Source organism: Paractinoplanes brasiliensis (assembly GCF_004362215.1).
Classification (GTDB): domain Bacteria; phylum Actinomycetota; class Actinomycetes; order Mycobacteriales; family Micromonosporaceae; genus Actinoplanes; species Actinoplanes brasiliensis.
In genome coordinates, this window is record NZ_SNWR01000001.1 from 4,823,704 (window position 1) to 4,850,025 (window position 26,322).

General features: G+C 70.2%; 30 protein-coding genes and 1 pseudogene. 22 read left to right on the top strand and 9 right to left on the bottom strand.

The features are described from left to right. Window positions 1–49: 49 nt before the first annotated feature. The 3 genes from ffh to C8E87_RS21915 all read left to right on the top strand — a co-directional run bounded on the left by ffh (window position 50) and on the right by C8E87_RS21915 (window position 3,380). Complete coding sequence (gene ffh / locus C8E87_RS21905; RefSeq protein ID WP_133874828.1) at window positions 50–1,609, top strand: signal recognition particle protein; 1,560 nt, start codon at window positions 50–52, stop codon at window positions 1,607–1,609. A 63-nt stretch (window positions 1,610–1,672) separates the two neighbouring features. Beyond that, entirely contained in the window at window positions 1,673–2,275 is a 603-nt protein-coding gene (locus tag C8E87_RS21910; protein ID WP_133874829.1) for a Uma2 family endonuclease, read from the top strand. Window positions 2,276–2,300: 25 nt separating this feature from the next. Continuing rightward, window positions 2,301–3,380 (top strand): amidohydrolase family protein, encoded by a 1,080-nt coding sequence (locus tag C8E87_RS21915; protein WP_133874830.1) that lies wholly within the window; start codon window positions 2,301–2,303, stop codon window positions 3,378–3,380. On the opposite strand, the gene C8E87_RS21920 is transcribed toward C8E87_RS21915, so the two are convergent. Both C8E87_RS21920 and C8E87_RS21925 read right to left on the bottom strand, forming a co-directional pair. Next, complete coding sequence (locus tag C8E87_RS21920) at window positions 3,370–4,782, bottom strand: outer membrane protein assembly factor BamB family protein (protein ID WP_133874831.1); 1,413 nt, start codon at window positions 4,780–4,782, stop codon at window positions 3,370–3,372. The two genes, C8E87_RS21915 and C8E87_RS21920, sit on opposite strands and share 11 nt — an antisense overlap. Then, on the bottom strand, window positions 4,772–5,311 hold the full coding sequence (locus C8E87_RS21925) for a SigE family RNA polymerase sigma factor (protein ID WP_133874832.1): 540 nt from the start codon (window positions 5,309–5,311) through the stop codon (window positions 4,772–4,774). The genes C8E87_RS21920 and C8E87_RS21925 overlap by 11 nt, the downstream gene beginning before the upstream one ends. A 77-nt stretch (window positions 5,312–5,388) precedes the next feature. On the opposite strand from C8E87_RS21925, the gene proS reads away from it, so the two are divergent. The 13 genes from proS (at window position 5,389) to C8E87_RS21990 (ending at window position 14,246) form a co-directional block, all read left to right on the top strand. Next, window positions 5,389–6,795 carry a proline--tRNA ligase gene (gene proS / locus C8E87_RS21930; protein ID WP_133874833.1) on the top strand — a complete coding sequence of 469 codons (1,407 nt, stop codon included), beginning with the start codon at window positions 5,389–5,391 and terminating at the stop codon, window positions 6,793–6,795. Beyond that, the gene (locus C8E87_RS21935) at window positions 6,795–7,463 is read left to right on the top strand and encodes a ribonuclease FAU-1 family protein (protein ID WP_133874834.1); all 669 of its coding nucleotides are present in this window, start codon (window positions 6,795–6,797) and stop codon (window positions 7,461–7,463) included. The genes proS and C8E87_RS21935 overlap by 1 nt, the downstream gene beginning before the upstream one ends. A gap of 308 nt (window positions 7,464–7,771) precedes the next feature. Next, complete coding sequence (gene rpsP / locus C8E87_RS21940; protein ID WP_133874835.1) at window positions 7,772–8,287, top strand: 30S ribosomal protein S16; 516 nt, start codon at window positions 7,772–7,774, stop codon at window positions 8,285–8,287. Further along, entirely contained in the window at window positions 8,265–8,522 is a 258-nt protein-coding gene (locus tag C8E87_RS21945) for an RNA-binding protein (protein WP_014447131.1), read from the top strand. Before rpsP ends, C8E87_RS21945 begins: the two co-directional genes overlap by 23 nt. Window positions 8,523–8,566: 44 nt before the next feature. Then, complete coding sequence (rimM, locus tag C8E87_RS21950) at window positions 8,567–9,130, top strand: ribosome maturation factor RimM (RefSeq protein ID WP_133874836.1); 564 nt, start codon at window positions 8,567–8,569, stop codon at window positions 9,128–9,130. Then, entirely contained in the window at window positions 9,130–9,888 is a 759-nt protein-coding gene (gene trmD, locus C8E87_RS21955) for a tRNA (guanosine(37)-N1)-methyltransferase TrmD (RefSeq protein WP_133874837.1), read from the top strand. The genes rimM and trmD overlap by 1 nt, the downstream gene beginning before the upstream one ends. Before the next feature lie 129 nt (window positions 9,889–10,017). Continuing rightward, window positions 10,018–10,374, top strand: coding sequence for a 50S ribosomal protein L19 (rplS, locus tag C8E87_RS21960; protein WP_133874838.1), 357 nt, complete (start codon window positions 10,018–10,020; stop codon window positions 10,372–10,374). 156 nt (window positions 10,375–10,530) lie between these two features. Further along, on the top strand, window positions 10,531–11,427 hold the full coding sequence (lepB, locus tag C8E87_RS21965) for a signal peptidase I (RefSeq protein ID WP_133874839.1): 897 nt from the start codon (window positions 10,531–10,533) through the stop codon (window positions 11,425–11,427). After that, on the top strand, window positions 11,424–12,071 hold the full coding sequence (gene lepB / locus C8E87_RS21970; RefSeq protein ID WP_133874840.1) for a signal peptidase I: 648 nt from the start codon (window positions 11,424–11,426) through the stop codon (window positions 12,069–12,071). Before lepB (C8E87_RS21965) ends, lepB (C8E87_RS21970) begins: the two co-directional genes overlap by 4 nt. A gap of 44 nt (window positions 12,072–12,115) precedes the next feature. Further along, window positions 12,116–12,562, top strand: a complete 447-nt coding sequence (locus tag C8E87_RS21975; RefSeq protein ID WP_133874841.1) for an NUDIX hydrolase — start codon at window positions 12,116–12,118, stop codon at window positions 12,560–12,562. Further along, on the top strand, window positions 12,562–13,401 hold the full coding sequence (locus C8E87_RS21980; protein WP_133874842.1) for a ribonuclease HII: 840 nt from the start codon (window positions 12,562–12,564) through the stop codon (window positions 13,399–13,401). The genes C8E87_RS21975 and C8E87_RS21980 overlap by 1 nt, the downstream gene beginning before the upstream one ends. Beyond that, window positions 13,398–13,724, top strand: a complete 327-nt coding sequence (locus C8E87_RS21985) for a DUF2469 domain-containing protein (protein WP_133874843.1) — start codon at window positions 13,398–13,400, stop codon at window positions 13,722–13,724. The genes C8E87_RS21980 and C8E87_RS21985 overlap by 4 nt, the downstream gene beginning before the upstream one ends. Window positions 13,725–13,799: 75 nt before the next feature. Continuing rightward, window positions 13,800–14,246 (top strand): murein hydrolase activator EnvC family protein, encoded by a 447-nt coding sequence (locus C8E87_RS21990; protein WP_133874844.1) that lies wholly within the window; start codon window positions 13,800–13,802, stop codon window positions 14,244–14,246. On the opposite strand, the gene C8E87_RS21995 is transcribed toward C8E87_RS21990, so the two are convergent. Continuing rightward, on the bottom strand, window positions 14,234–15,415 hold the full coding sequence (locus C8E87_RS21995) for an aminotransferase class V-fold PLP-dependent enzyme (protein ID WP_133874845.1): 1,182 nt from the start codon (window positions 15,413–15,415) through the stop codon (window positions 14,234–14,236). The two genes, C8E87_RS21990 and C8E87_RS21995, sit on opposite strands and share 13 nt — an antisense overlap. Before the next feature lie 70 nt (window positions 15,416–15,485). Next, entirely contained in the window at window positions 15,486–16,367 is an 882-nt protein-coding gene (locus C8E87_RS22000) for a tyrosine recombinase XerC (RefSeq protein ID WP_133876991.1), read from the bottom strand. A 116-nt stretch (window positions 16,368–16,483) separates the two neighbouring features. Here C8E87_RS22000 and C8E87_RS22005 point away from each other — a divergent pair, with 116 nt between their 5' ends. Beyond that, on the top strand, window positions 16,484–16,978 hold the full coding sequence (locus tag C8E87_RS22005; RefSeq protein WP_133874846.1) for a DUF6636 domain-containing protein: 495 nt from the start codon (window positions 16,484–16,486) through the stop codon (window positions 16,976–16,978). A gap of 52 nt (window positions 16,979–17,030) precedes the next feature. Beyond that, window positions 17,031–17,492, top strand: coding sequence for a pyridoxamine 5'-phosphate oxidase family protein (locus tag C8E87_RS22010; protein WP_133874847.1), 462 nt, complete (start codon window positions 17,031–17,033; stop codon window positions 17,490–17,492). Window positions 17,493–17,527: 35 nt separating this feature from the next. Here C8E87_RS22010 and C8E87_RS22015 read toward each other — a convergent pair whose 3' ends face one another. Then, window positions 17,528–17,932, bottom strand: a complete 405-nt coding sequence (locus C8E87_RS22015; protein ID WP_133874848.1) for a GntR family transcriptional regulator — start codon at window positions 17,930–17,932, stop codon at window positions 17,528–17,530. Between the two features lie 701 nt (window positions 17,933–18,633). Next, entirely contained in the window at window positions 18,634–18,864 is a 231-nt protein-coding gene (locus C8E87_RS44610) for a hypothetical protein (RefSeq protein ID WP_203720435.1), read from the bottom strand. Window positions 18,865–20,187: 1,323 nt separating this feature from the next. On the opposite strand from C8E87_RS44610, the pseudogene C8E87_RS22035 reads away from it, so the two are divergent. Continuing rightward, a pseudogene (locus tag C8E87_RS22035) lies at window positions 20,188–20,372 on the top strand (DNA-binding protein). 91 nt (window positions 20,373–20,463) lie between these two features. Here the strand turns inward: C8E87_RS22035 and dprA are convergent. The 3 genes from dprA to C8E87_RS22050 are packed head-to-tail and all read right to left on the bottom strand — an operon-like array spanning window position 20,464 to window position 23,525. Then, entirely contained in the window at window positions 20,464–21,645 is a 1,182-nt protein-coding gene (gene dprA / locus C8E87_RS22040) for a DNA-processing protein DprA (protein WP_133874849.1), read from the bottom strand. Next, the gene (locus C8E87_RS22045; RefSeq protein ID WP_133874850.1) at window positions 21,638–23,164 is read right to left on the bottom strand and encodes a YifB family Mg chelatase-like AAA ATPase; all 1,527 of its coding nucleotides are present in this window, start codon (window positions 23,162–23,164) and stop codon (window positions 21,638–21,640) included. The genes dprA and C8E87_RS22045 overlap by 8 nt, the downstream gene beginning before the upstream one ends. 1 nt (window position 23,165) lies before the next feature. After that, window positions 23,166–23,525, bottom strand: a complete 360-nt coding sequence (locus C8E87_RS22050; RefSeq protein WP_133874851.1) for a YraN family protein — start codon at window positions 23,523–23,525, stop codon at window positions 23,166–23,168. A gap of 155 nt (window positions 23,526–23,680) precedes the next feature. Between C8E87_RS22050 and C8E87_RS22055 the strand changes: the two genes are divergently transcribed. The 3 genes from C8E87_RS22055 to tsf all read left to right on the top strand — a co-directional run bounded on the left by C8E87_RS22055 (window position 23,681) and on the right by tsf (window position 26,287). Beyond that, entirely contained in the window at window positions 23,681–24,343 is a 663-nt protein-coding gene (locus C8E87_RS22055) for a hypothetical protein (RefSeq protein ID WP_133874852.1), read from the top strand. A 211-nt stretch (window positions 24,344–24,554) separates the two neighbouring features. Then, window positions 24,555–25,424, top strand: coding sequence for a 30S ribosomal protein S2 (gene rpsB, locus C8E87_RS22060; RefSeq protein WP_133874853.1), 870 nt, complete (start codon window positions 24,555–24,557; stop codon window positions 25,422–25,424). A 32-nt stretch (window positions 25,425–25,456) separates the two neighbouring features. Continuing rightward, complete coding sequence (gene tsf, locus C8E87_RS22065) at window positions 25,457–26,287, top strand: translation elongation factor Ts (protein WP_133874854.1); 831 nt, start codon at window positions 25,457–25,459, stop codon at window positions 26,285–26,287. Window positions 26,288–26,322: the final 35 nt, after the last annotated feature.

The following is a 26,322-nucleotide window of genomic DNA, read 5'->3' on the forward strand; positions in this document are numbered from 1 at the left end:
GGCTAGGCTTGCGTGGTCGCCGCTCACTTGACCACTGGGAAGTCTCGCTGTGTTTGACACTTTGAGTGACCGCCTCTCCGGCATCTTCACCAAGCTCCGGGGCAAGGGCAAGCTCACCGACGCCGACATCGACGCCACCGCGCGCGAGATCCGTCTCGCGCTGCTCGAGGCCGACGTCGCGCTGCCCGTGGTCAAGGCCTTCATCTTCAACGTCAAGGAGCGCGCCCGGGGGGCCGAGGTCTCCCAGGCGCTCAACCCGGCGCAGCAGATCATCAAGATCGTTCACGAGGAGCTCATCAACATCCTCGGCGGCGAGGGGCGGCGGTTGCAGTTCGCCAAGCAGCCGCCCACGGTGATCATGCTGGCCGGTCTGCAGGGCGCCGGTAAGACGACCCTGGCCGGCAAGCTGTCCCGCTGGCTCAAGGGTCAGGGCCACCAGCCGCTGCTGGTCGCGGCCGACCTGCAGCGTCCCAACGCGGTCAACCAGCTGCAGGTGGTCGGCGGCCGGGCGGGCGTCGACGTCTACGCCCCCGAGCCCGGCAGCGGCGTCGGCGACCCGGTCAAGGTCGCGAAGGACTCGATCGAGGTCGCCAAGCGCACCGCCAAGGACATCGTCATCGTCGACACCGCCGGTCGTCTCGGCATCGACGAAGAGATGATGCAGCAGGCGCGCGACATCCGCGACGCCGTCGACCCCGACGAGGTCCTGTTCGTCATCGACGCCATGGTCGGCCAGGACGCGGTGCAGACCGCCGAGGCCTTCCGCGACGGTGTCGGCGTCACCGGCGTGGTGCTCTCCAAGCTCGACGGCGACGCCCGCGGTGGCGCCGCGCTCTCCGTCCGGCACGTCACCGGCGAGCCCATCCTCTTCGCGTCGACCGGTGAGAAACTCGAGGACTTCGACCTCTTCCACCCCGACCGCATGGCCAGCCGCATCCTCGGCATGGGCGATGTGCTGACCCTCATCGAGCAGGCCGAACAGGCCTTCGACGAGGATCAGAAGGAGAAGATGACCGGCAAGCTCCTGGCCGGCGAGACCTTCACCCTGGAAGACTTCCTCGACCAGCTCATCGCCGTGCGGCGGATGGGCCCGATCGCCAACATCCTGGGCATGATGCCGGGCATGGGCCAGATGAAGGACCAGCTGGCCGAGCTCGACGACAGCCACTTCGACCGGGTCACGGCGATCATCCGCTCGATGACCCCGCAGGAACGCACCAACCCCAAGATCCTCAACGGCTCGCGCCGCGCCCGCATCGCCAACGGTTCCGGCGTCACCGTCATGGACGTCAACCAGCTGCTCAACCGCTTCGCCGACGCGCAAAAGATGATGAAGCAGATGAGCGGCATGATGGGCCTGCCCGGCGGCGGGCGGCGCAAGGCCACGAAGAGCCCCAAGAACAAGCGCAAAGGCACCAAGGGCAACAACCGCCCCCGTACGGGCGGCGGCGGTGGCGGCCTTCCGGCGGGCTTCCCGGGCGGTATGCCCCAGCTCCCGCCCGGCCTCGACCCCAACGCCCTGGGGGGCGCGGGGGGCGGCTTCAACCTGCCCAACCTCGACTTCAACAAGCTCATGAAGCAGCAGAAGAAGGACGACGACAAGCGCTGACACACGGATTGGCGACCTAGACATGAGTACAGTAGTCTCGTGACACCCCCTGAGGAGGTCCCGATGACTGCGGCCCTACAGCTGCCGAGCCTGCTGGATGAAAAGCAGGACTGGACCGTCGACGACCTGGCGAGCCTTCCGAAGGATCTTCGTTACGAGTTGATCGACGGAAGGCTCGTTGTGTCGCCGTCTCCGACCCCGCTCCATCAAGACCTCGGTGTCCGTCTGCTACTCGCCCTCGAAGCTGCGTGCCCGCCGGATCTCATGGTCGTTACGGACCTCTCATTGCGGATCGATGCCCGCAATGAGCCGCGTCCGGACGTGGTCGTGATTGACAGGAAGCTGGTCAGCGTCAGTCCCGTGCCCATTGAGGCGGCGGTCTTGGCCATCGAGGTGATCTCGCCCGACTCGACCATTCGCGATCTGCACTCCAAGCCGCGGACGCTTGCGAAAGCGGGCCTCCCGAACTACTGGGTGCTGGATCCGTTTCATGCGAGGGGCATCGTGCTTGCCGTGTTCCGGCTCGACTCGGACGGGCAGTATTCGCTGGTGACGGAGACCCATCAGGTCTTCGAGACCGACGTGCCCTTTTCGCTGACGATCGATCTGCCCGCGCTCGACGTCCGGCGGCGGATGCTCCTCGGTGACGCCCCGCCAGAAATCTGAGCTCGCCGTCGGGTAGGACTGTTCTATGGCGTTGCATGTGCGTGGGGCGGTTCTGCCGGACGGGGAAGTCAAGGACCTCTGGCTGGTGGGGGACACGGTCACCTACGAGCCCGTACGGGGTGCCGAGACGATCAGTGACGGTGGGTTCGTCGTGCCGGGGCTGGTGGACGCGCACTGTCACCTCGGGATCGCGTTCGGGGCCAAGCCGATCACCAGCCTCGATCAGGCGCGCGAGCTGGCGGCGACCGATCGCGACGCGGGGGTGCTGGCCCTCCGGGACGCGGGGTCGCCCTACCCCTATCCGGAGCTCGAGGACGAGGAGGGCATGCCCCGGCTGGCAAGGGCCGGGCGGCATGTGGCGGCCCCGCGGCGATACCTGCGTGATGTGGGCGTCGAGGTCGAGGGTGAGGCCGACGTGCGGGCCGCGGTCACCGAGCAGGCCAAGGCCGGCAACGGGTGGGTGAAGCTGGTCGGCGACTGGATCTCGCGGGACGCCGGTGACCTGGCGCCCTCGTGGGACGCGGCAACCATGGCGGCGGCCGTCGAGGCGGCGCACGCGGCCGGAGCGCGGGCCGCCGTGCACACGTTCTCCGAGGAGGGCGTGGAGATCATGGTGCGGGCCGGTGTCGACTCGGTCGAGCACGGCACAGGGCTGTCGCTCGACCTGATCGACGAGATGGCCCGGCGGGGCACGGCGCTGGTCCCGACGATGATCAACATTCGGACCTTCGGGGGAATCGCCGACCGGGCCCGGGGCAAGTTCGACACGTACGCCGACCACATGGTCGCGCTGCAGGAACGGTTCCCGGCGGTCGTCCGGGCCGCGTACGAGGCCGGGGTGCCGATCTATGTGGGCACCGACGCCGGCGGTGGGATCCGGCACGGGCTGGTCGCCGAGGAGATGCTGATCCTGCAGGAGGCGGGGCTGCCCGCCGAGGAGATCCTGGCCAGTGCCTCCTGGCGGGCCCGGGAGTGGCTGGGCTTCCCGGGTCTGGTCGAGGGCGGGCTGGCCGACCTGGTTGTCTACGAGACCGACCCGCGCGCGGACCTGCGAGTGGTCCGCGCGCCGAGCCGGATCGTGCTCCGGGGCAAGGTCATCGTTTGAGCTGATAGATGCGCAGGCTGGTTGGGGTCGGGCAGACGAGACGGTCGGGGCTGTGCGCGCACGTGGCGGTCCGCGAGGGCAGGGTGCCGAGCCGGCTGACCGTGCCGTAGGCGGTATTCACGACCGACACGGTGCCCCCGGTCGTCGGCGGCATGACCACCAGGTATCCGCCGTCCAGCCACTCGACCTCCCCCTCCGGGGTTCGGAACACCTCGCGCCCGTTCCCGTCGATCAGCCTGGTCACGCCGTCTCCGCCCACCAGCATGTCGGTGCCGTTCGCGGTGAGGGAGGTGCCGTCGACCGGCCCGGAAACGGACCAGATCGTCCCGCCCCGCGCCGCGTCGACCGCCTTCACCCAGGACTTGGTGGAGCTCTCCTGATCGATCAGGCAGACCCACGGACCGCAGACGTCCATGCTGCCGGTCGTGTGCCCGAGCTCCCCCCTGAAGATCTTCTTTGAGGCGCCGGTGCTCAGATCGGTGACGACCACCCGGTACGGGTCGGTGTCACAGCACCCCGCCCCACCGTCGAAGAGCTTTCCGTCGTACGCGATCAGGGTGTTGCCGCCGGAGGGAGGCGAGGTGGGTGTCGTCGTCCGCAGCACCACACCGCTGACGATGTCGCGCACCTGCACCTGGCCGGAGCGGCGTACTGTCACCAGCCGGTCGTCCGTGAGCGCGGTCCTGAGCAGCTCCTGCCCGACGAGGCGCATGCCGATGATCCGGTCGACCTTGTCGCTGCTCGGGCTGATCGACCACAGTTTCCGGCCGGTCCGCAGGTCGTAGGCGTCGACCCGGCCCGTCGCGTCGTTCCGCTGGACGAACGCCCGCTCGTGAATCATCCACTCGCCCAGGTCGCTGCTCGTGAATTCCCACATCCGGTTGCCGTCGGCCGGGTCGAGGACCCAGGTCTGAATGCCGCCCGCGCTGACCAGCACCGCGTCGTCCGTAGCGGTCACCGAGGCGCCCAGGTCCGCCCCGGCCTCGAACCCGTCGACCCGCCAGACGACGTCGCCCGTGCGCAGGTCGGCCGCAACCACCGAGATCTCGGTGCCGGCCTTCCATGCTGTGTAGACGCGGCTCTTCACGATCACCGGGTGCGTTTCGTTGACCGTACGGCCGAAGGCGATCGGCCTGCCCACCTGCGGCAACGGGCCGACGGCGACGGCGGTGGAGACGGACGGGGACGGCGTGGGCGCGACGGTCTTCTTGTCGGCCCGCCGGTCGGGGTTGGCCGCCACCCCGACCCCGGCGAGCACGACACAGACGGCCGCGGCGGCCGCCAGGAGGCCGTTGCGGGTGCGTCGGCGACCCCGCGCGCGGGCCTGGGCGGCGGTGCTGAGCGGGATCAGGTCGGCCTCTCGGTTCACCGAGGCGAAGATGTCGTCGAGGTCAGTGGGCATCGTCGGCTCCGTTCGTGGCCTCGTGCGAGCGCCCGTTGCCGGCCAGAGCCGGTGTGTCCTCGTCGAGCACGGCTGCGAGCCCGGCCCGGCCGCGGGACAGCCACGACTTGACCGTGCCGACCGAGGAGCCGGTCTCGTGGGCGATCTCGGCCACCGAGCGGTCGAGCAAGTAGTGCAGGGCCAGGGCGCGGCGGTGCGCCATCGGCAATGTGCGCATCGCGCGGATCAGCAGCACCGTGTTCTCCGAGGGCGGCGGCGTGGGTGACGGGGGCGGTTCGGCGGCGGCGCGGGCCCGGCGTATGCCGAGGCGCCGCCACCGGTCGGTCGCGAGCCGGTTGACCACGAGCCGTAACCAGGCCTCCCGGTCCTCGTAGTCGGCCAGCCGGCGCCAGCGCTGCCAGGCCCGCGCGTACGCCTCCTGCACGAGATCCTGGGCGTCGCCCGGGTCGCCGGTCAGCCCGTACGCGTATCTGGCCAGGCGCCGGGACGTGTCCCGGTAGAAGCTGTCGAAGTCTTCCGTCGTCGTCATCCCACCGCCCCCTTCCACCCAGGACACGACATGCCCTCCCGCAGGGTTGCGCACGGACGCGACTAGGATGTCGCCTCATGGCCCGTGTGCTCACTCCCCGTGCGGAAGACTTCCCCCGCTGGTATCAGGATCTGATCGCCAAGGCGCAGCTCGCCGACAACGGCCCGGTGCGCGGCACGATGGTGATCCGGCCGACCGGCTGGGCCATCTGGGAGCGCATGCAGGCCGACATGGATCTGCGCATCAAGGAAGCCGGCGTGCAGAACGCCTACTTCCCGCTGTTCATCCCCGAGAGCTATCTGCGCCGCGAGGCCGACCACGTCGAGGGGTTCTCGCCCGAGCTGGCCGTGGTCACCCACGCCGGTGGCAAGCAGCTGGCCGAGCCCTTGGTCGTGCGCCCCACCAGCGAGACCGTGATCGGTGAGTTCATGGCCAAGTGGGTCGACTCGTACCGTGACCTGCCGCTGCTGCTCAACCAGTGGGCCAACGTCGTCCGGTGGGAGCTGCGCCCGCGTACGTTCCTGCGCACCACCGAGTTCCTGTGGCAGGAGGGGCACGACGCGCACGCCACCGAGGCCGACGCGCGTGACCACGCCCGCAACATCCACAAGAGCGTCTACCAGGCGTTCATGGAGGAACTGCTGGCCATCCCGGTCGTGCCGGGCCGCAAGACCCGCGGCGAGCGCTTCGCCGGCGCCACCAACACCATGACCGTCGAGGCCATGATGGGCGACACCAAGGCGCTGCAGATGGGCACGTCGCACGAGCTGGGGCAGAACTTCGCCAAGGCCTTCGACATCACGTACTCGTCGAAGGAGGGCAAGGTCGAGCACGCCTGGACGACGTCGTGGGGCACCTCCACCCGCATGATGGGCGGCCTGATCATGGTGCACGGCGACGACAACGGACTGCGCCTGCCGCCGCGCCTCGCGCCGATCCAGGTGCAGGTCATGGTCGTCAAGGCGGGCGAGGGTGTCGCCGAGGCGGCGGGCAAGCTCCGCGACGAGCTCAAGGCCGCGGGTGTACGGGTGAAGCTCGACGACCGGGCCGACATCCCGTTCGGCCGCCGCGCCGTCGACGCCGAGCTGCAGGGCATCCCGATCCGTATCGAGGTCGGTCCGCGTGACCTGGCCAACGGCAGCGTCACGATCGCGCGCCGCGTCGACGGCTCGAAGACGCCGACCCCGCTCGCCGACGTGACCGGCGCGGTGACCAGCGCCCTCAAGGCCGACCAGCAGCGCCTGTACGACGAGGCGCTGGCGTTCCGCGCCGCGAACACGGTCGAGGTCAAGACCCTGGACGAGGCGATCGAGGCGGCGCAGACCGGCTGGGCCCGGGTGCCGTGGTCGGCCGTGGGCGAAGAGGGGGAAAAGGTCGCGAACGGCAAGGCCGTCACGGTCCGCTGCCTGACCCGCCCCGACGGCGAGATGCCCGACTCCGACGAGGAGCCCGGCCTGGTCGCCTACCTGGCCCGTTCGTACTGATGCGCTTCGAGCCCGGCCGGCTCGTCCTGCACCGGGACACGCACCACGGCCGGATCGCGTTCGTGCACCCTTCGCGGGTGGTTTCCGACGACGACCGCGGGCTGCTGCTCTGGCTGGCCCGCGGCTCGGTCGTCGCTGTCGAGCGTTCGGCCGACGGCCGGGGCCCACGTGACATGCCGTTCGCCGAGTGGGGCGTGACTCCGGTGACACCGCAGCTCACCACCTGGCAGGGGCCGGGCGTGCTGCGCTTCTTCCCTACGGGTGCCGACCATTCGGTGTGGCTTTTCCGTACGGATGAGGGCGCCTTCACGCGTTACTACGTCAACCTGGAGGAGTCCGCGGTCCGCTGGGACGACGGCACGATCGCCGGCATCGACGTGATCGATCAGGACCTCGACATCGTCGCCACCCCCGACCCGTCCACCGGCCGCCTCGCCTGGCAGTGGAAGGACGAGGACGAGTTCTCCGAGCGCCTCGCGCACCCTGATCTCTACTGGGTCCCCGACGAGCAGGCGGTCTGGACCGAGGGCTTCCGCGTCATCAAGATGATCGAGGCCGCCGACTTCCCCTTCGACGGCACCTGGACGGATTTCCAGCCCGACCCGTCCTGGATCACCCCCTCCGAACTCCCGCCCGGCTGGGACCGCCCGGTCGCAGCCCGATCTTGATCTTGTTAGCGTAACCATTCACGCAGATCGGAGCGAAGCGACCTCGGCGGGAGCGACGGTCTGCACCCACCACCCCGCTACGACCTCTGCCTTTTGATCTTGACTTTGGTCTGCCTTGCCCTTTATCGCGGCTTTTCCAGGGCCGATTGGGAGACCCCGCCTATCGTCTGGCAGAATGGCCTCTGGTATTCGGCTCGCTTGAGGCGCCCTCTAACTCCTCTGCGTTGCCAGTCCTCGAGATGCAGGCGTTCCTGTCCCCACGGGAGTGCCTTCCCTCACCACGCAGTCATTCAGGAGCGAAGAGAACCGTGGCCGTTAAGATCCGGCTCCTGCGGATGGGCAAGATCCGCAACCCGCAGTACCGCATCGTTGTCGCCGACTCGCGCACCAAGCGCGACGGTCGCGCCATCGAGTACGTCGGCATCTACCAGCCGAAGGAACACCCCTCGGTCATCCAGGTGAAGTCCGAGCGTGTGCAGTACTGGCTCTCGGTCGGCGCGCAGCCGAGCGAGGCCGTCCAGCGCATCCTCGAGAAGACCGGCGACTGGCAGCAGTTCAAGGGCCTGCCGGCTCCGCCGCCGCTGCTGGTCAAGGAGACCAAGCAGTCCCGCACCGAGATCTACGAGGCCGAGGCCAAGTCGGCCGCCGGCGTGGCCGACACCCCGGCCAAGAGCACCAAGCCGGCCAAGAAGGTCGCCGCTGCTCCGGAGGCCGCCGAGGCCAAGCCGGCGCAGACCAAGGCTGCCGACCCGGCCGAGCCGAACCGCGAGGCTGTCGCCGAGACCGCAGAGGACCCGGCCGGTGCCGGCGCCGACGCGAGCTGACGGGGCGCTCCGGCCGGCGCTGGAGCACCTCGTCAAGGGCATCGTCGACAACCCGGACGACGTCCGGGTCCGGCTGGTCGACTCGCGTCGCGGCAAGCGGCTCGAGGTGCGAGTGCACCCCGAGGACCTCGGTACGGTCATCGGGCGCGGCGGTCGCACGGCCAAGGCCCTGAGGCAGGTCATCGGGTCGATCGGTGGGCGCGGCATCCGCGTGGACATCGTCGACGCCTACTGACTGAGCTTCCGAAACGGCTTCGCCGTACTGCAAAGGAAGTTTGAGTGCTCCTGATCGTCGGTCAGATCGGTAAGCCGCACGGCATCCGGGGCGAGGTCTCGGTGGTCGTGCGGACCGACGAACCGGAAGAACGTTTCGTCCCCGGGTCGGTGTTCGTGACGGAGGTCCCCAGGGACCGCCGCGTGAGCACCGGCCCGGCGGCCGCTGCGGGGGTCCGGTTCGAGGTGCCGAAACAGCTCACGCTCGAGGCGATCCGCTGGCATCAGGGCCGCGGCATCGCGCTGTTCGAGAACATCTACGACCGGAACGTCGCCGAGGAACTGCGCGGCGTCTTCCTGCAGGTCGACAGCTCCGAGCTGACGCCGCCGGACGACCCGGACGAGTTCCACGACCATCAGCTGGTCGGGCTGCGGGTCGAGTCGGCCGACGGCACGGTGCACGGTTCCGTGCTGCGCATCGAGCACGCACCCTCGTCCGACCTGATCGTCCTGAAGAAGGCCGCCGGCGGCACGGCGCTGATCCCCTTCGTGACCGCGATCGTGCCGGCCGTCGACGTGGCCGGGGGCAAGATCGTGGTGGATCTGCCCGAGGGGCTGCTGGATCTCTAGTGCGTGTCGACATCATCTCGATCTTCCCGGACTATTTCGCCCCCCTCGAGCTGTCGCTGATCGGCAAGGCGCGGGCGACCGGGCTCCTCGACCTGAACGTGCACGATCTGCGCACCTGGACGTCCGACGTGCATCGGACCGTCGACGACACCCCGTACGGCGGTGGGCCGGGCATGGTGATGCGGCCGGAGCCGTGGGGGCAGGCGCTGGACGCGGTCGGCGCCGGAACGCTCGTCGTGCCGTCGCCGGTGGGCAAGCCGTTCACCCAGGCCGACGCGTACGAGCTGGCCGGTCTTGATCATTTGATTTTCGCCTGTGGCCGGTACGAGGGCATCGACCAGCGGGTGATCGACGACGCCGCGTCCCGGATGCCCGTACGCGAGGTCTCGCTCGGGGATTACGTGCTGTTCGGCGGCGAGGTCGCGGTCATCGTGATCATGGAGGCGATCACCCGGCTGCTGCCCGGGGTGCTGGGCAACGCGGACTCGCTGACCGAGGAGTCGCATGCGGCCGGGCTGCTCGAGGCGCCCGTCTACACCAAGCCGGCCTCGTGGCGCGGGCGGGACGTCCCCGACATCCTGCGCTCCGGGGATCACGGGCGGATCGCCCGGTGGCGGCGCGATCAGAGTCTGCTGCGGACCGCCGGGCGGCGGCCGGACATGATGGCGGCGTACCCGCCCGAGCATTTGGACAAAGCGGATAGGAAGACCCTCGACGAGGGCGGATTTCAGATCACGCCTCCCGGTGTGGCAAAGTAGGGAGGTTGCCGACTTCGCTTCGCGCCGCGGGGTGGAGTCGAGGATCTTCTGAGGTCAGGGAAGATCAGAATCACCCACATGCGCGCATCGAACTCCCGATGCGCCTTTGAGTACGACGAGGATGCAGCGATGAACACGCTGGACGCTCTCGACGCCCAGTCGCAGCGCACCGACATTCCCTCCTTCCGCGCCGGTGACACCCTCAAGGTGCACGCCCGGGTCGTCGAAGGCAACCGTTCCCGCGTCCAGGTCTTCCAGGGCGTCGTGATCGGCCGTCAGGGTGCCGGTCTCCGTGAGACCTTCAAGGTTCGCAAGATCAGCTTCGGTGTCGGTGTCGAGCGGACCTACCCGCTCAACAGCCCGGCGATCGACAAGATCGAGGTCGTGAGCCGCGGTGACGTCCGCCGCGCCAAGCTCTACTACCTGCGTGAGCTCCGGGGCAAGAAGGCCAAGATCAAGGAGCTTCGGGAGAAGCAGACCGTCTGATCGTCATCGATCCGAGCGCGCGCGCACTACTCTTGCCGTGTGCCGGATGGGATCAGTGTGAACCCTTCCAGCACTACCGCCCGTAAGACCCCGCGAGGGGAAATACTCGGGCGGTAGTGCTGTATCCGGGGTGGTTCGGCCGGTCGGCGGCGGGAGATGCAAAGCGTGGAACCGATGGAGGGCTACGGCCCGGCTTCTCGGCGGCGTCGTGGCCTGGTCCGCCGCAAGGAGATGCCACTCTGGCAGGAACTGCCGTTGCTGCTGGTGGTCGCCTTCTGCCTGGCCGTCCTGATCCGCACGTTCCTGGTGCAGGCGTTCTACATCCCCAGCGGGTCGATGGAGAACACGCTGCTGGTCAAGGACCGGGTGCTGGTCAACAAGGTCATCTATGACATGCGTGACCCCGTACGGGGTGAGATCGTGGTCTTCCGCGGCGACGAGAACTGGACGCCCGAGGTCTCCGAGCCGGTCAGCAACACCTTCGCGGCCAAGCTCGGCCGCACCATCGGCGACCTCGTCGGGGTCAGCCGGCCGGGGGAACGTGACTTCATCAAACGGGTGATCGGCCTGCCGGGCGACAAGGTTGCCTGCTGCGACGCCAAGGGGCGGATCACCGTCAACGGCGTGGGCATCGACGAGCCGTACATCGCGGACGGTTTCAACTCCGACCTCAACCAGCCGCCCAACCCGAACCAGTGCACCAGCCGGCGGTTCACCGAGGTGATCGTCCCGGCAGGTGAGATGTTCGTCATGGGCGACCACCGGCAGGTATCGCAGGACGCGCGCTGCCAGGGGCCGGTGCCGATCAGCAACATCATCGGGCGGGCATTCGTCATCGTCTGGCCGAGCAACCGGTTCACCAGCCTGTCCGTGCCCGACGTGTGGAAGGCGTACGCCGCCGACCATCCCACCGCGGCCGCCCCGGAACTCGAGCCGGTGCGGAAGGGGGACCCCGTGACCGAGGTTTTCGCCCTGCCGTTTCTGTTAAGTGCGGCGTTATCCGCGCGTTCCGGACTGCCGTTCGTGACCCGGCGACGTAGGCTCCCCTCGTGATTGAGGAGCAGACCGAGAAGCGCAAGAGTTCCTTCTGGCGCGAGCTACCGATCCTGCTGGGCGTGGCTGTTCTGGTCGCCGTGCTGGTGCGCGCTTTCGTGCTGCAGACGTTCTACATCCCGTCGCCGTCCATGGAGCACACGCTCAACGTGCTCGACCGGGTGCTCGTCAACAAGCTGGTCTACGACTTCCGTGAGCCCCGCCGCGGCGAGATCATCGTCTTCGAGGCGCCGTCGCAGTGGCAGTCGGGCGCCGAGGGCGAGGACTTCATCAAGCGCATCATCGGCGTCCCGGGCGACCAGATCTCATACGACCCGGCCGACGGCACCGGCAAGCTCAAGATCAATGGCGTGGCGCTCGACGAGCCGTACATCTTCACCGACGAGGGCGGCGAGCAGGACCCGCCCGCCGACGCCAAGTTCGAGGTCACCGTGCCGGCCGACCGGCTCTGGGTGATGGGCGACCACCGTTCCGCTTCGGGCGACTCGCTGGAGCACTTCCAGGACAGCAATGAGAACGTCATGGAGGCGACGATCCCCGAGGACTCGGTCGTCGGCCGGGCGTTCACCGTGTTCTGGCCGGTCGGACGGGCCACGTGGCTCTCGGTGCCGGACGGTTTCAGCGCGATCCCCGATCCCAAGTAACACCCGCTCGTAAGATCCACCTCCGGCGCAATAGGCTTGACCGCGTGACCGTAGTCGAACGCCGCGCCGCCCGCGTGCTGCTCGTCGACTCGGCCGGGCGGGCCCTGCTGCTCTGCGGCGGCGACCCGGCCCGGCCCGACACGAGTTGGTGGTTCACCCCGGGCGGGGGTCTGGAAAGCGACGAGACGCCCGCCGAGGGCGCCGCCCGTGAACTCTTCGAGGAAGTCGGCCTGAAGATCGAACCGACCGACCTGGGCGAGCCGTTCTGGCACCACGTCGTCGAGTTCAGCTACGACTCGCGTGACTATCGTCAGGAACAGGACATCTTCGTGCTGCGTGTGCCCGGCTGGCAGGTCGACACCAGCGGCATGGACGCCGAGGAGAAGGCGACCATCACCGCCCACCGCTGGTGGTCCGCCGACGAGATCGAGGCCAGCCCCGAGTTGATCTACCCGGTCGAGCTTCCCGAGATGTTGCGGCGGCTTCCCTGATGCTCGCTCCTCCCCGCACAGTGGTCCGCCGCGAGGGCGGGCTCTACGCGCTCGAGCGCGCCCTGCAGCGCCGAGGCTTCCGGCACGTGGCCGGCGCCGACGAGGCCGGCCGGGGCGCTTGCGCCGGTCCGCTCGTCGCCGCTGCCGCCCTGCTGCCCGAGGGCAAGCGTGGCGAGATCGACGAGCTGGCCGATTCCAAGCTGCTCACCCCCGCCGCCCGCGAACGCGTCTACGAGCAGGTCGTCCAGCGGGCGCTGGCCTGGTCGGTGGTGATCGTGCCGGCCACCGAGGTCGACGCCCGCGGCCTGCACGTCTGCAACCTGGCCGCCATGCGCCGGGCGCTCGCGTCGCTGACCACCACCCCGGAATACGTGCTGACCGACGGTTTCCCGGTCGACGGGCTGGGCGTCCCCGGCCTCGCGGTGTGGAAAGGCGACCGGGTGGCGGCCTGCGTGGCCGCGGCCAGCGTCTTGGCCAAGGTCACCCGGGACCGCATCATGGTGGAGATGGACGACCAGTTCCCGGCGTACGGGTTCGCCGTGCACAAGGGCTACATCACCGACGAGCACAGCGCCGCGCTCAAGCAGCACGGGCCTTGCGCTGAGCACCGCTTCTCGTACGTGAACGTGGCCGCCGCCTCCGGACGCGGCAACCGCCCGCCGCGGGCCCGCCGCCCCGTGCAGGCCCAGGCCCAGCCAGTACTCTTTGATGCATCCGACACCGCGTCCCTCGTGCTTCCGGCGACCCCTGGGAGTACCGTCGGCGTGGCGTCGGGCGACCAGCCTCAGACGTCGCCGTCGATGGGGGAAGATGAGGCCATGGAGGGCGAGGAGCGATGAGCGCAGAGGATCTCGAGAAGTACGAGACCGAGATGGAGCTGCAGCTCTACCGGGAGTACCGCGACATCGTCCGCCAGTTCTCCTACGTGGTGGAGACGGAACGCCGGTTCTACCTGGCCAATCAGGTCGACCTGCACGTGCGTAACTCGGACGGCGAGGTGTATTTCGAGGTCGAGATGCACGACGCCTGGGTGTGGGACATGTATCGGCCGGCTCGGTTCGTGAAGAACGTACGCGTCATGACGTTCAAGGATGTGAACGTCGAGGAGCTGGAGAAGCCGGACATCTCGCTTCCCGACGAGCCTGGCTTCGGCGGCAGCTGAGTTTGTCCACAGGGCCGTCCCGGCCTTTATCCACAGGACCGTTCTCGGCGGTCCTGATGCGGCAGATTGCTCGGCATGGTTCTGCTGCCGTCCTTGCTCGCCGCTCTTCTGTTCGGGTGGCCCGTCGCGCCGCCCGCCGTCACCCGCCCGTTCGATCCGCCCGCGCAGCCCTGGCTGGCCGGGCATCGCGGGGTCGACCTTGCCGCCCCGCCGCTGGCGGTGGTGCGTTCAGCCGGCCCCGGCACGGTCCTGTTCGCGGGCCCGGTCGCCGGGCGTGGGGTGGTCAGCGTCGCGCACACGAGCGGGCTGCGCACCACGTACGAGCCGGTGACCGCCTCCGTCTCCGTGGGTGACGTGGTGGCCCGGGGCGACCCGATCGGGCGGCTCGAGGCCGGGCATCCGGGCTGCGAAGCCGCGGCCTGTCTGCACTGGGGCCTGCGCCGCGGGTCGCTCTATCTCGACCCGCTCGCGCTGCTCGGCCTGGGCCGGGTGCGGCTGCTGCCCACTCCTCAGCGGCGGTAGTCGTGCAGCAGCTCGGGCAGCCGCTCGGCCAGCCGGTCGTACTCCTCGGGCCGGTTGTAGACCTGCGCGCTCAGACGCAGCAGGCCGCGGCCGCCCCACGCGTTCACGGCGGTCTCCACGGCCAGCTTGTCGGCTATGTGCGTGCGCAGCGCCTGCGCCTCGGGCGGGGTGCTGGCCAGGCCGGCGGGGAGCGGCACGATCCGCATCGACACCTCGTTGTCGCCCGGCTCGGGCAGCTCACGTGCGCCCAGGGCCGCGCCGACAACCCGCTGACCGTACGCGGCGAGGGCCGCGTTGTGCCCCCGTACGGTGTCCCAGCCCAGCGTGCGCAGCGTGAACAGACCGGTCGGGGCGGCCAGCCAGGGCGTGAGATCGAGCGTGCCCTGATGCTCCACCGACTGCGGGTAGCCCAGCTCCTGATCCCACGAGACCACCGGCGGCTCGATTCTGCGACGCCACTGCTGGGCGACCGAGAGCAGGGCCGTGCCGCGCGGGGCGAAGGCCCACTTGTGCAGGTTGCCGACCCAGAAATCGGCCTTGATCGAGTCGACGTCGACGGGCAGCATGCCGGGCACGTGCGCCGCGTCGACCAGCACGGGGATGTCGTGCTCGTGGGCGGCGGCAGTGATCGCGCGTACGGGGAAGGTCATGGCGGTGGCCGACGACAACTGGTCGATGATCAGCAACTTGGTGCGGCCCGGACGTAGCGCCGTGCGGATCCGGCTGACCACCTCGGCGTCGGAGGCGGCCAGCGGCAGCGCGACGGTCCGCACGGTCGCGCCGGCCCGGCGGCAACGGCGACGGGCGGCGATGGCCACCGCGCCGTAGCTGTGGTCGGTGAGCAGCACCTCGTCGGCCGACTCCAGCCGCACCGAGTTCAGCACGATCGAAGCGCCTGTGGTCGCGTTGGCCACCAGGGCGCTGCCCTCGGGATCCGCACCCAGAAAAGCGGCGATGTGCCGGCGGGTGTGGACCACCCGGTCACTCAGGCCCTGGGTGAAGAAGCGCAGCGGGTTCGACTCGATCTCGTCACGCAGGCGCTGCTGGGCGCGCTGCACCCCGATCGGCACCGCGCCGAACGAGCCGTGGTTGAGATAGGACACGCCGGGATCGATCGAGAACAGAAGGCGGGCGCCTGGGATGGGGGCGGGCGGTTCTCCGGCGCTCACGGTCCGATCGTACGGGGTCACGCGCGCGGGTGCGCGCGTTTGAACGCCGCTCGCAGGCGCTCGCACGGGGTCACGCGCGTGGATGCGCCTGTTTGAACGCCGCTCGCAGGCGCTCGGTGGACACATGCGTGTAGATCTGCGTGCTCGACAGCGAGGCGTGACCCAGCAGGTCCTGCACCGCGCGCAGATCGGCGCCGCCGTCGAGCAGGTGGGTGGCGGCCGAGTGGCGCAGGTCGTGCGGGCTGGTGTGGGGGAGCCCGGCCGCACGGGCAGCGGCGTCCACGATGCGGCGCACGACCGTCTGTTGCAGGCGGCCGCCCTTGACCCCCAGGAACAGGGCGTCGCCGCTGGTCTTGACGGCCAGCGACGGGCGGGCGTGCCGGCGATAATCGTCCAGCGCCTTCTGCGCCGGGATGCCGTACGGGACGGCCCGTTCCTTGGCGCCCTTGCCGAAAACCCGTACGACCCGCCGCGCCTCGTCCAGGTCGGCCTGGTTGAGGTTGCAGAGCTCGCTCACCCGTACGCCGGTGGCGTAGAGCAGCTCGAGGACGGCTCGGTCACGCAGGCTCTCCGGATCCTGCTCGCGCGGCGTCATCAGGGCCTCGGCCTGGTCGGCCCGCAGCACCGTGGGCAGGGTGCGGTGGGCCTTCGGGCTGGACAGGTGGGCGCCGGGGTCGGCGGTGGTGCGGCCGGTGCGCAACGCCCAGGCGGTGAAGGCACGCGCTGCGGCGGCGCGGCGGGCCTGAGACGTACGGGCGGCGCCCTGCCGCATACGAGCGGCGAGCCAGCTCCGCAGGAGCACGATGTCGAGCTCGGCCAGGGTGGTGGCGCCGGAGTCGGCCGCGTGGTCGAGCAACGAGACGACGTCGCCCAGGTACGCCCGTACGGTCTCGGGCGAACGATCCTCGACCCGGGCCAGGTGGTGACCGAACTCGTCGACCGCGTCGCGCATCTCCGGAGGCAGCCGCTCGTGTGTCTCGCGTGTTCCCACACGTCGACGGTCTTCGCTGCGAGCGTGATCGTCAAGCGGCCACGCTCGTTGTTGCCCCGCGTTCCTAGACTGCCCCCGTGACTCGCGGCATCCTCATGCTGGCCCTGTTGGGCGTGCTCGCCGGCTGTTCCGGAACCGAAGACCGGGCCACGCCGGCGCCGTCCACCGCCGTGCCCTCGGCGAAGGCAGGTTTCGGTGGTCCCACCCCGACGCCGGTGCCCGCGACGGAGGTCGAGGAGAGCAGGTTCCGGACGCCGACGCAGAACATCGCGTGCGTGCTGACCGATTCCGAGGTGCGGTGCGACATCGTACGGAAGAAGTGGTCGGCGCCGTCGAAGCCGTCCGACTGCTCGCTGGACTGGGGCAACGGGATGGCGGTCAGCGACGGGAAGGCCACGTTCACCTGCGCGGGCGACACGGTGGTGGGGACGTCGACCAGCACACTGAAGTACGGGCGGGCCGTTCGCTCGGGGACGGTGCGCTGCGACAGCGTGCACACCGGGCTGACGTGCAAGGACGAGGAGACCGGCCACGGCTTCACGCTGGCGTCGGGGAAGTACGAGCTGTTCTGATTCTCTGTCGTACACCGGCTGAATGTCGTACCCCCCGCCTAGGGTCTGGGCCATGGCTAGCTGGCATGAGATCGAAAAGGACGCACCCGCTTTCGCCGCCCGGGTGAAAGCTCTCTTCGACGCGGGCACCAACAAGACGATCGCCACCCTGCGGCGTGACGGGTCACCCCGCATCAGCGCTACCGAGGCCACGTTCTCCGACGGGGAGCTGACCTTCGGTTCGATGGCCGGTTCGATGAAGCTGCGCGACATCCGCCGTGACCCGCGGCTGGCCATGCACGCGCCCACTCTCGAGCCGCCGGCCGACAACCCTGAGTCGGGGCCGGGCGATGCCAAACTCGCCGGGGTCGCCGTCGAGATCGAGCCGCCACCCGACTGGCCGCACGGCGAGGCGGGCCTGTTCCGCATCGACATCCACGAGGTGGTCCTGACCTACGTGGGCGTTCCCGCCGACCACCTGGTCATCGAGTCATGGCATACGGGCCGCGGCCACACCCGCCGGACCCGCGTCTGACCGTGCTGCCGCCGAGCCCGGTTCAGCTCATTCGTTCACGGGCGGGTGAGCTGCACGCGGTCGGCGGGGTGGACCGTTTCGGCGCCGTCGACGCCGGTCACCACGAGGACGGGGACGCCCTCGCCGAGGCGGTATTTGCGGCGCTCGGCATCGGTGGGCATGCGGGCGCCGGCGCGTTCGCCCCGGGCCAGCGTGATGAGCTGCGTCGGCTCGGGCACCCGGACGAAGGTGCCGCGCGGCCGGTCGACGGTCACCAGGCCTTCGGTGCGAAGCTGCCCGATCGCCTGCCGGACGGTGGTGCGGCTGATGCCGTATTCCTGCGCGAGGCGCAGTTCGCTGGGCAGCGGCTCCCCGGGCCCCAGCTCGCCCGACTCGATCTGATTGCGGAGCAGGTCAGCCAACTGGCGAAAGACCGCACGGTCCGCGGAGGGATCGATCATGCATCTCAGTCTACGTGACCACGATGCTCCATCGGATTGTACGTACGAAGCCATGTAGGTATGATAGTCCTGCCGCACTGAGAAGGCTGAGACTTGATCGGGCGGCAGGGCGGGCGGCGGTAAAGCCGCGAAACGAGGTGCGTCAGCACCCACGGGACGGCCCCAGCCGTCGCCCGTTCTTCCGCTCCTCTGGGGAGCCCGTCACCGCGCCGGCCGCGCGGCCCACGCCCACAAAGCGCGCGAGCGCCACAACCAGCCCGAGCCTGCACCGCACAATCGCCTCGCGCCTCGCGCCTCGCGCCTCGCGCCTCGCGCCTCGCGCCTCGCGCCTCGCGCCTCGCGCCTCGCGCCTCGCGCCTCGCGCCTCGCGCCTCGCGCCTCGCGCCTCGCGCCTCGCGCCCCGCGCCCCGCGCCCCGCGCCCGCGCCCCGCGCCCCGCGCCCCGCGCCCCGCGCCCCGCGCCCCGCGCCCCGCGCCCCGCGCCCCGCGCCCCGCGCCCCGCGCCCCGCGCCCCGCGCCCCGCGCCCCGCGCCCCGCGCCCCGCGCCCCGCGCCCCGCGCCCCGCGCCCCGCGCCCCGCGGCAGCCGGGAGGGTTTGCTTCGCCGTTGTATTTGCCTATTCGCCTGGCCCGTCGCTGAGGACGGGATACGCCAGCCACCGCGCGGCCCCCTGTCCCAGCGCCGCGCGGTGGTTGCCGGCCCGCTAAGCGGCGACCGCTTCCTGATGGTCCGTCCCCGACTCGCCGTGGCGTTCCCCGCGGTTGGGATCATCCGGAACAATCGCCGCCTTACGCGCCCAGCCGATGAAGCGTTCGAAGAGATCCGCAGGCATCGGATGCCCGGTGGCGATCAGATCACCGAGCGCGTCATACATCTGAGCCGACAGGTACACCGTCAGGACAGACGAAAACCGGCCGTGCTCCTCAAGCAACAATTTCCGGGCGGCTGCACACGGCCACGGCGCCCCGCAGACCATGCAGTCCCACCCGGGTCGAGCATTCAGATGCCGTGGCGGCGACGGCCCCTCGGTTTGTGCCTTCACGGGCGCCGCGGAGGCCTTCGTGACTCGCCCAGAGTCCCGTGCCTCCGCGAATCTTGCTGCTGGTCGTGCCCGCGTGGGCGGGCCAGGATCGTCGGTGTCGTTGGGCCCGTCGCCTTGCGGGTCGGGCGATGCGGGCGTGTCCGGCGGTCGTCCGTTCGTGGTCATGATGGTTCCCCCAAGTGCCCTACGAGCGATCGGCGCCCGGCCGGCGGCCGACCGCGGAAGGTCAGCCCGGTCGCCGTTCGCGTGGCTGGGTGACCCGGCCGCCGTCGGCAGACACGGGCCGGCGGCGGCCGCCCCCGTTCATGGGTTGGCCTCTCGGATGTGCGCCCGAGCGGCTCGAGGTCGTCGTGCCTGAGCGGCTCGGGGTTGTCGCGCCCGGGCGGCTCGGGGTCGTCGTGCCTGAGCGGCTCGAGGTTGTCGCGCCCGGGCGGCTCGGGGTTGTCGTGCCTGAGCGGCTCGGGGTTGTCGCGCCCGGGCGGCTCGGGGTTGTCGTGCCTGAGCGGCTCGGGGTTGTCGCGCCCGGGCGGCTCGGGGTTGTCGTGCCTGAGCGGCTCGGGGTTGTCGCGCCCGGGCGGCTCGGGGTTGTCGTGCCTGAGCGGCTCGGGGTTGTCGCGCCCGGGCGGCTCGGGGTTGTCGTGCCTGAGCGGCTCGGGGTTGTCGCGCCTGGGCAACTCGCTGATGCCATGGCCGAGCGGCCTGCGAATCCCCTGAGCGAGTGGTTCGCGGTTGCTGTGGCCGAACGGCGCGAAGCTGTCGCGGCCGGTTGCCGCGAGGGCTCGTGGCCGCTGCTGCCCGGCGGCTTCTGGGGTCTCCGCGCTGGAGAGTGGGGGCCGCCGGGCGAGCAGCGTGACAGAGCGGTGGGATCGCTCTCTGTCATGCCCGGTCTCGTGTTTTCTGCGTGGCTGTACCTCCTTTCCTTCGCGAGGGCTTGTGAGGGCGGGGAAAGGTCTGGCCGCGGTGGAAAGGGGAGCGGCGCCGAGGGGACGAGCGCGTCGACGCACGGAGCGGCCAAGCCGCACCGGCATCGGCGCCAGAGTGACCGCCACGTGCGTCGATGGTTCAGATCGACGGGCACGAGCCGGCTAGTCTGGCGACGCCTAGTCATGGGAACAGTATAGATGACATGCGACTAGCTGTCTCCTAGCAACTTGATGATTGACTAATAGTCTCGCGCCTACGGTCGATCATGTGGCAGCGAAACCGATCCGGCTCATGGGGGCGCACGAGATCCGCATCCGTCTGGGTGGGGTGAGCCGGCAGCGTGCGTATCAGATCACCAGCCGTGCCGACTTCCCCAAGCCCGTCGCCGACCTGGCCCAGGGAAGGTCTGGGCGGCCGACGATGTCGAGGCGTGGATGAAGGTGCACCGCCGCGATCTGGACGACTCCGAGGACTGACCCCGGCCGAGCGCCGGAGGGGCACGACATCGCGGGCGACCGAGTGGCGCCCGCCGTTGTGCTGCCCGGAAACCGCTGGCCCGAAGCGGAGTCATCGGCTTCCCCGGGCCAGGGCCACTCCGGTTCCCCGGCGCTCGACCAGCCCGGTCAGCTCCAACAGGGACAGCCGGCGCAACACGAGCCGCAGTGACAGTCCGGCCCGGACGGCAAGATCCTCGGGCGTGATGGTCCCGCGCCGCGGCACCGATTCCAGGATCAGCGCCGATTCCTCGTCCAGGGCGTCCCGCCGATGCTCCGGCCCTCGCGGCACGACCGCCTGGTACTCCCCGATCCGGCCCACCGTCTCCAGCACGTCGGCCGGCCCGGTGACCAGGGTCGCGTCGGGCCGGGAGCGCAGCAGCTCATGGCAGCCGACCGACATGGCCGAGGTGATCGGCCCCGGCACCACCATCGCGGGCCGTCCCAGGGCCAGCACCCGGCCCATCGTCTGGATCGCGCCGCTGCGAGCAGCCGCCTCGACCAGCACCGTCCCGGCCGTCGCGGCCGCGATCACCCGATTGCGGATCAGGAACCGGTGTTTGAGCGGCTCCGCCCCCGGCGGCCATTCGCTGATCAGCAGCCCGGTCTCCGCGATCTGCTCGAACATGGCCGAGTTGCCCAGCGGGTAGGGCCGGTCAACCCCGCAGGCAAGGACGGCCACCGTACGCCCACCCGCCGCCAGCGCAGCCCGATGAGCCGCCGCGTCGATGCCGAAGGCCCCGCCGGACACCACGGTCCAGCCGTTCTCGGCCAGCCCGTACGCGATCTCGTTGGTCGCGTGAACGCCGTAGCCGGACGCCGCCCGGGCACCCACCACCGCGACCGACCTCTCGAGCGTCTCGCCCAGCGGCCATTCCCCGCGCACCCAGAAGCACAGAGGCGGCCGCACATCCAGGTTGACCCGTTGCGTCCCCTCCAGCGTCAGCACCGCCAGCGACTGCACCCGTTCCGGCCACTCCTCGTCTCCCGGCACGACGATCCGCGCCCCCAGCCGCTCGGCCCGGCGCAGCGTCAACTCGGCCAGCCGCCGCGGATCCAGGTTGGCCGCCTTCGCCATCGCGGCCGTCCGTAGTGACTTGTCTGCCACGTCGCCGCTGAGCAGCCGGGCCAGAGTGGCCTCCGCGCCGCCCTCCTCGACCAGCGACCACACCGTCCGGTTCCCCGGCTCGGCCAGCCAGGTGAGGGCTACGCGTGCCGCCCGATCGCCCGCGTGAGCGGGTGGGTGGTCACTCACGGCGGTCTCCCATGCGCAGCTGGATCGCCTCGTTGACCTCGGCCCGGGTCGGTCGCTCGCGTCCGTCCAGGTCGGAAATTGTCCAGGCCAGGCGGAGCACACGGTCGAAGCCGCGGGCCGAGAGCAGACCTTTGTCGAGTGACGCTCGCAGGGTGTCGGTGTCGGCGCCGGGCAGCCGCCACGGCGCTCGCCGGAGCGTCGGCCCCGGCACTTCGGCGTTGACGCGCCAGCCCCCGCCCGCGGACCACCGTGCGGCCGACGCGGCCCGGGCCTCCGCCACCCGCCGGGCGACCTCGGCCGACGACGTCGCCCCGATGGCCGCCGTGGTCAGCTGGGCCGCTGTCAACGGCGCGAGGGTCAGCCGGATGTCGATCCGGTCGAGCAGTGGCCCGGACAGTTTGGCCTGATATCGCCGCCGCACTCCGGGCGGGCACGTGCAGTGATTGTCGCCGGCCGGGCTGGCGCAAGGACAAGGATTGGCCGCCAGCACGAGCTGAACCCGCGCCGGGAACTCGGTCGTGCCGCGCGACCGGGCCAGCACAACCCGGCCCGTCTCCAAGGGCTGCCGCAATGACTGCAAGGTGGCCGACTTGATCTCGGCCGCCTCGTCGAGGAACAGCACACCCCGGTGGGCCAGCGACAACGCTCCCGGCTGAGCCAGGCCGCTGCCGCCGCCGACGATCGCCGCCGTCGAGGCGGTGTGGTGGGGCGCCTGGTAGGGCGGCCGCCGCACCAGCCGCCCGTCCGGCGGCAGCACCCCCGCGATCGACTGCAACGCCGTCACCTCGAGCGCCGCCTCGTCGTCCAGTTCGGGCAGGATCGACGGCAGCCTCTCGGCGAGCATGGTCTTTCCGGCGCCGGGCGGCCCGAAGAGGGCCAGATGATGCCCGCCCGCGGCGGCGACCTCGAGGCCGTAGCGTCCCAGTTCCTGCCCCGCGACGTCGGCCAGGTCGGGACCGGACGGTGGCGGTCCCGGCTCCGGAGGCGGCGGGTCGAGCAGTTCACCCTCTTTACGCAGGAAGGCGACGAGCCGCCGCAGGCTGTCGACAGCCCGTACGGTAACCCCGGGCACCACGGTGGCCTCCCGGGCGTTGGCCGGCGGCACTATCACCTCGTTCAGTCCGGCCCGGACAGCCGCGGCCACCATCGGCAGGACTCCGCGCACCGCCCGCACCTGGCCGTCGAGACCCAGTTCGCCCAGCACCACCACTCCTTCGAGTTTCTCCAGCGGCAGCTCACCCGCGCCGGCCAGCAGCGAGGTGGCGATGGCCAGGTCGAACCCGCTGCCGTGCTTGGGCAGGGCGGCCGGCAGCAGGTTGACCGTGATCCGCCGGTTGGGCCACGACTGGCCTGAGTTGACCACCGCCGCCCGCACCCGATCGCGGGCCTCGTGCAGCGCGGTGTCGGGCAGCCCGGTCAGCACGACCGCTGGCAGTCCTTGGGACAGGTCGGCCTCGACCTCGACCACGTGCCCGGTCACCCCGAGCAGGCCGACGCAGAGGACGCGTGCGTAGCTCATCTCAGAACGCCGCGCGGATGTGCGTGATCCGGCTGGCGCTGCCGGCCCGGGGGAGCACCTCGACCACGTCGAAGCGGATCTCGCGGGGACGGATGCCAGCCTCGGAGAGCCATCGGAGCGCGAGGTGCCGCAGCTTGCTCACCTTGTGCCGGTTCACCGCGGCCGCCGGCGGGCCGAATCGGTCGCCGAGGCGCGTCTTGACCTCGCAGAACACGATGTCGTCGCCGTCGCGCAGCACGAGGTCGACCTCGCCGTCGGCGCAGCGCCAGTTCCGGTCGAGGATCACGAGCCCCTGCTCTTGGAGGTGCCGGGCGGCGACCTTTTCGCCGTACGCCCCCACCGCTCGCCTTTGCGTCGTCATGCCCGACAACCTGGACCGCCCGGGCCCGCCGCGCATCCCGCCCGGTCCATGATCTGTGGACAGAGCGCAACTGTGGAAAACCTCTGTGTCACCGTCGAGGCGTGTTATACGGCCAGCAGTGGCATTCGCGCTCGCAGTCACCTAAGTTGCGCTTCGTGGAAGGACGCCGCTACGCCGACGAGCCCGAGCCCAGCTGGTATTCCGGGCCGGGTCTGCACTCACGATCGACCGACTCGGAGGTGTCCGGTTCCATCCCGGTCGCCAACCCGTACGACTCCGGCATCCACGAGCGGCCGAGCGGCGCGTTCCGGCTGCCCGAGCAGCGGCCGACGGCGTCCTCGTACGCGAGCCTCGATCCGGTGACGTCGACCGGCAGCCACGCGCGCCCCTCCGAGCCGGAGCCGCGTGTCCCCGTACGGGGTCCGGAATACCCGACGGTCAAGCCCACCGGCGCCGCTGCGGCCGAGCCCACGGCTCTGGTCCCGCCGGTGGTGGAGCGGCCGCTGACCGAGCGGCGGGCGGAAAGCGTCTATCAGGCCAAGCGCCCGGTTTCGTCGTTCGTGATCGCCGCCGTCACGGCCGTCCTCATGATCCCGGTCGTGCGCCTGCTCGCCGACGCGACGTTCACCGGTGACCCGGCCGCCGGCGCCGTCGTGCCCGCCGTCCTGCTCACGCTGGGCTTCACGCTCACCGGTTTCGGGCTGTTCACCCTGGCGCGGGTCGGCCCGATCACGCGCGAGACGTGGCTGCGGCCCCCGGTGGCGTACCTCCCGGTGGGTCTGATCCTGCTGATCGGGGCCGGGCTGGCTGCCGCGTAAGGGCAGTCCGAAGCTTGGCGTATGCTGGTTGACGGCGACCGCCTCGTGCGGTCGACCTCGCGTGCCCTCTGTCAGGTCCCTCTCGTCGGGGCCGGCGGCGACGGCCCTCCCTGGTCTCGATCATCTCGGGTCCGACTGTGGCCGCCGACCGGGCACCAGGACGCTTGCCGCCGGCGAGCGTGACAACCAGGGATCCGTAGGAGTAATCACCATGGCCGTCGTGACCATGCGCCAGCTGCTGGAGAGCGGTGTCCACTTCGGGCACCAGACCCGGCGCTGGAACCCGAAGATGAAGCGCTTCATCTTCACCGAGCGTAACGGCATCTACATCATCGACCTGCGCCAGACGCTCGACTACATCGAGAAGGCGTACAGCTTCGTGCGGGACACCGTCGCCGAGGGTGGCCACATCCTCTTCGTCGGCACCAAGAAGCAGGCGCAGGAGGCCATCGCGGAGCAGGCGACCCGCGTCGGCCAGCCGTACGTGAACCACCGCTGGCTGGGCGGCATGCTCACCAACTTCCAGACCGTTTACAAGCGGCTCCAGCGCATGAAGGAGCTCGAGGCTCTGGGTGACCTGACCGGCACGGCCGCCGGGTACACCAAGAAGGAGACCCTGCAGCTCTACCGCGAGAAGACCAAGCTCTCGAAGACCCTCGGTGGCCTCCGTGACATGACCAAGACGCCGTCGGCGATCTGGGTCGTGGACACCAAGAAGGAGCACATCGCCGTCGACGAGGCCCGCAAGCTGGGCATCCCGGTCATCGCGGTGCTGGACACCAACTGCGACCCGGACGAGGTCGACTTCCCGATCCCGGGCAACGACGACGCGATCCGCTCCGCCGAGCTGCTCACCAAGGTCATCGCCGCGGCCGTCGCCGACGGTCTGATCGCCCGTTCCGGCCGTGGCCGTGGCGGTGCCGACGAGAAGCCCGAGCCGGGCACCGTCGCCGCCGGCGAGCCGCTGCCCGAGTGGGAGCGCGACCTCTACGAGGGCGCCGAGAAGAAGGCCGACGAGGCTCCCGCTGCCGAGGCCGCGGCCACCGAGCCCGTTCCGGCCGCTGCCGCGCCCGCCGAGTAAGTCACCGACGAACCTGACATCGAGAGAGAGTCATGGCTAACTACACCGCCGCGGACGTGAAGAAGCTCCGCGATCTGACCGGTGCCGGCATGATGGACTGCAAGAAGGCGCTCGAAGAGGCGTCCGGCGACTTCGACCAGGCCGTCGAGTTCCTGCGCATCAAGGGTGCGAAGGACGTCGGCAAGCGCGCCGGCCGCACCGCGGCCAACGGCATCGTCGCCCACTCGGGCAACGCGCTGCTCGAGCTGAACTGCGAGACCGACTTCGTCGCCAAGACCCCCGACTTCGTCGCGCTGGGTCAGCAGCTGGTCGAGTTCGGCGAGCAGAACAAGGTCGCCGACGCGGCCGGCCTGCTGGCCGCCACGCTGCCGGACGGCAAGACCGTCGCGGACACGGTCCAGGAGTACTCCGCCAAGATTGGCGAGAAGATCGTCCTGAACCGTTTCGTGGTCGTCGACGGCACCGTCGCGGTCTACCTGCACCGTAAGGCGCAGGACCTGCCGCCGCAGGTGGGCGTGCTGGTGGCGTACGAAGGCAAATCGGACGAGGCGGCCGACGCGGATGCCCGCGGCATCGGCATGCAGATCGCCGCCATGCGCCCGCGCTTCCTCACCCGTGACGAGGTGCCGGCCGACGTCGTCGAGTCCGAGCGCCGCATCGCCGAGGAGACGGCCAAGGAGGAGGGCAAGCCCGAGAAGGCCCTCCCCAAGATCGTTGAGGGCCGGGTGAACTCCTTCTTCAAGGACTTCGTCCTGCTCGAGCAGGCGTCGGTCGTCGACAACAAGAAGACCGTCAAGCAGATCGCGGACGAGGCCGGGCTGACCATCACCCGCTTCGTCCGGTTCGAGGTCGGCCAGGAGTAAGGGCCGTCGGAGGCAAGGGAGGCCGGGTACGCGAT

Coding starts and splice junctions, on each gene's coding strand:
- C8E87_RS21910 (WP_133874829.1), top strand. CDS start 1,673: ATGACTGCGGCCCTACAGCTGCCGAGCCTGCTGGATGAAAAGCAGGAC.
- C8E87_RS21915 (WP_133874830.1), top strand. CDS start 2,301: ATGGCGTTGCATGTGCGTGGGGCGGTTCTGCCGGACGGGGAAGTCAAG.
- C8E87_RS21920 (WP_133874831.1), bottom strand. CDS start 4,782: ATGCCCACTGACCTCGACGACATCTTCGCCTCGGTGAACCGAGAGGCC.
- C8E87_RS21925 (WP_133874832.1), bottom strand. CDS start 5,311: ATGACGACGACGGAAGACTTCGACAGCTTCTACCGGGACACGTCCCGG.
- proS (WP_133874833.1), top strand. CDS start 5,389: ATGGCCCGTGTGCTCACTCCCCGTGCGGAAGACTTCCCCCGCTGGTAT.
- C8E87_RS21935 (WP_133874834.1), top strand. CDS start 6,795: ATGCGCTTCGAGCCCGGCCGGCTCGTCCTGCACCGGGACACGCACCAC.
- rplS (WP_133874838.1), top strand. CDS start 10,018: ATGAACACGCTGGACGCTCTCGACGCCCAGTCGCAGCGCACCGACATT.
- lepB (WP_133874839.1), top strand. CDS start 10,531: ATGCAAAGCGTGGAACCGATGGAGGGCTACGGCCCGGCTTCTCGGCGG.
- C8E87_RS21980 (WP_133874842.1), top strand. CDS start 12,562: ATGCTCGCTCCTCCCCGCACAGTGGTCCGCCGCGAGGGCGGGCTCTAC.
- C8E87_RS21985 (WP_133874843.1), top strand. CDS start 13,398: ATGAGCGCAGAGGATCTCGAGAAGTACGAGACCGAGATGGAGCTGCAG.
- C8E87_RS21990 (WP_133874844.1), top strand. CDS start 13,800: ATGGTTCTGCTGCCGTCCTTGCTCGCCGCTCTTCTGTTCGGGTGGCCC.
- C8E87_RS22000 (WP_133876991.1), bottom strand. CDS start 16,367: ATGCGCGACGCGGTCGACGAGTTCGGTCACCACCTGGCCCGGGTCGAG.
- C8E87_RS22010 (WP_133874847.1), top strand. CDS start 17,031: ATGGCTAGCTGGCATGAGATCGAAAAGGACGCACCCGCTTTCGCCGCC.
- C8E87_RS22015 (WP_133874848.1), bottom strand. CDS start 17,932: ATGATCGATCCCTCCGCGGACCGTGCGGTCTTTCGCCAGTTGGCTGAC.
- C8E87_RS22045 (WP_133874850.1), bottom strand. CDS start 23,164: ATGAGCTACGCACGCGTCCTCTGCGTCGGCCTGCTCGGGGTGACCGGG.
- C8E87_RS22050 (WP_133874851.1), bottom strand. CDS start 23,525: ATGACGACGCAAAGGCGAGCGGTGGGGGCGTACGGCGAAAAGGTCGCC.
- rpsB (WP_133874853.1), top strand. CDS start 24,555: ATGGCCGTCGTGACCATGCGCCAGCTGCTGGAGAGCGGTGTCCACTTC.
- tsf (WP_133874854.1), top strand. CDS start 25,457: ATGGCTAACTACACCGCCGCGGACGTGAAGAAGCTCCGCGATCTGACC.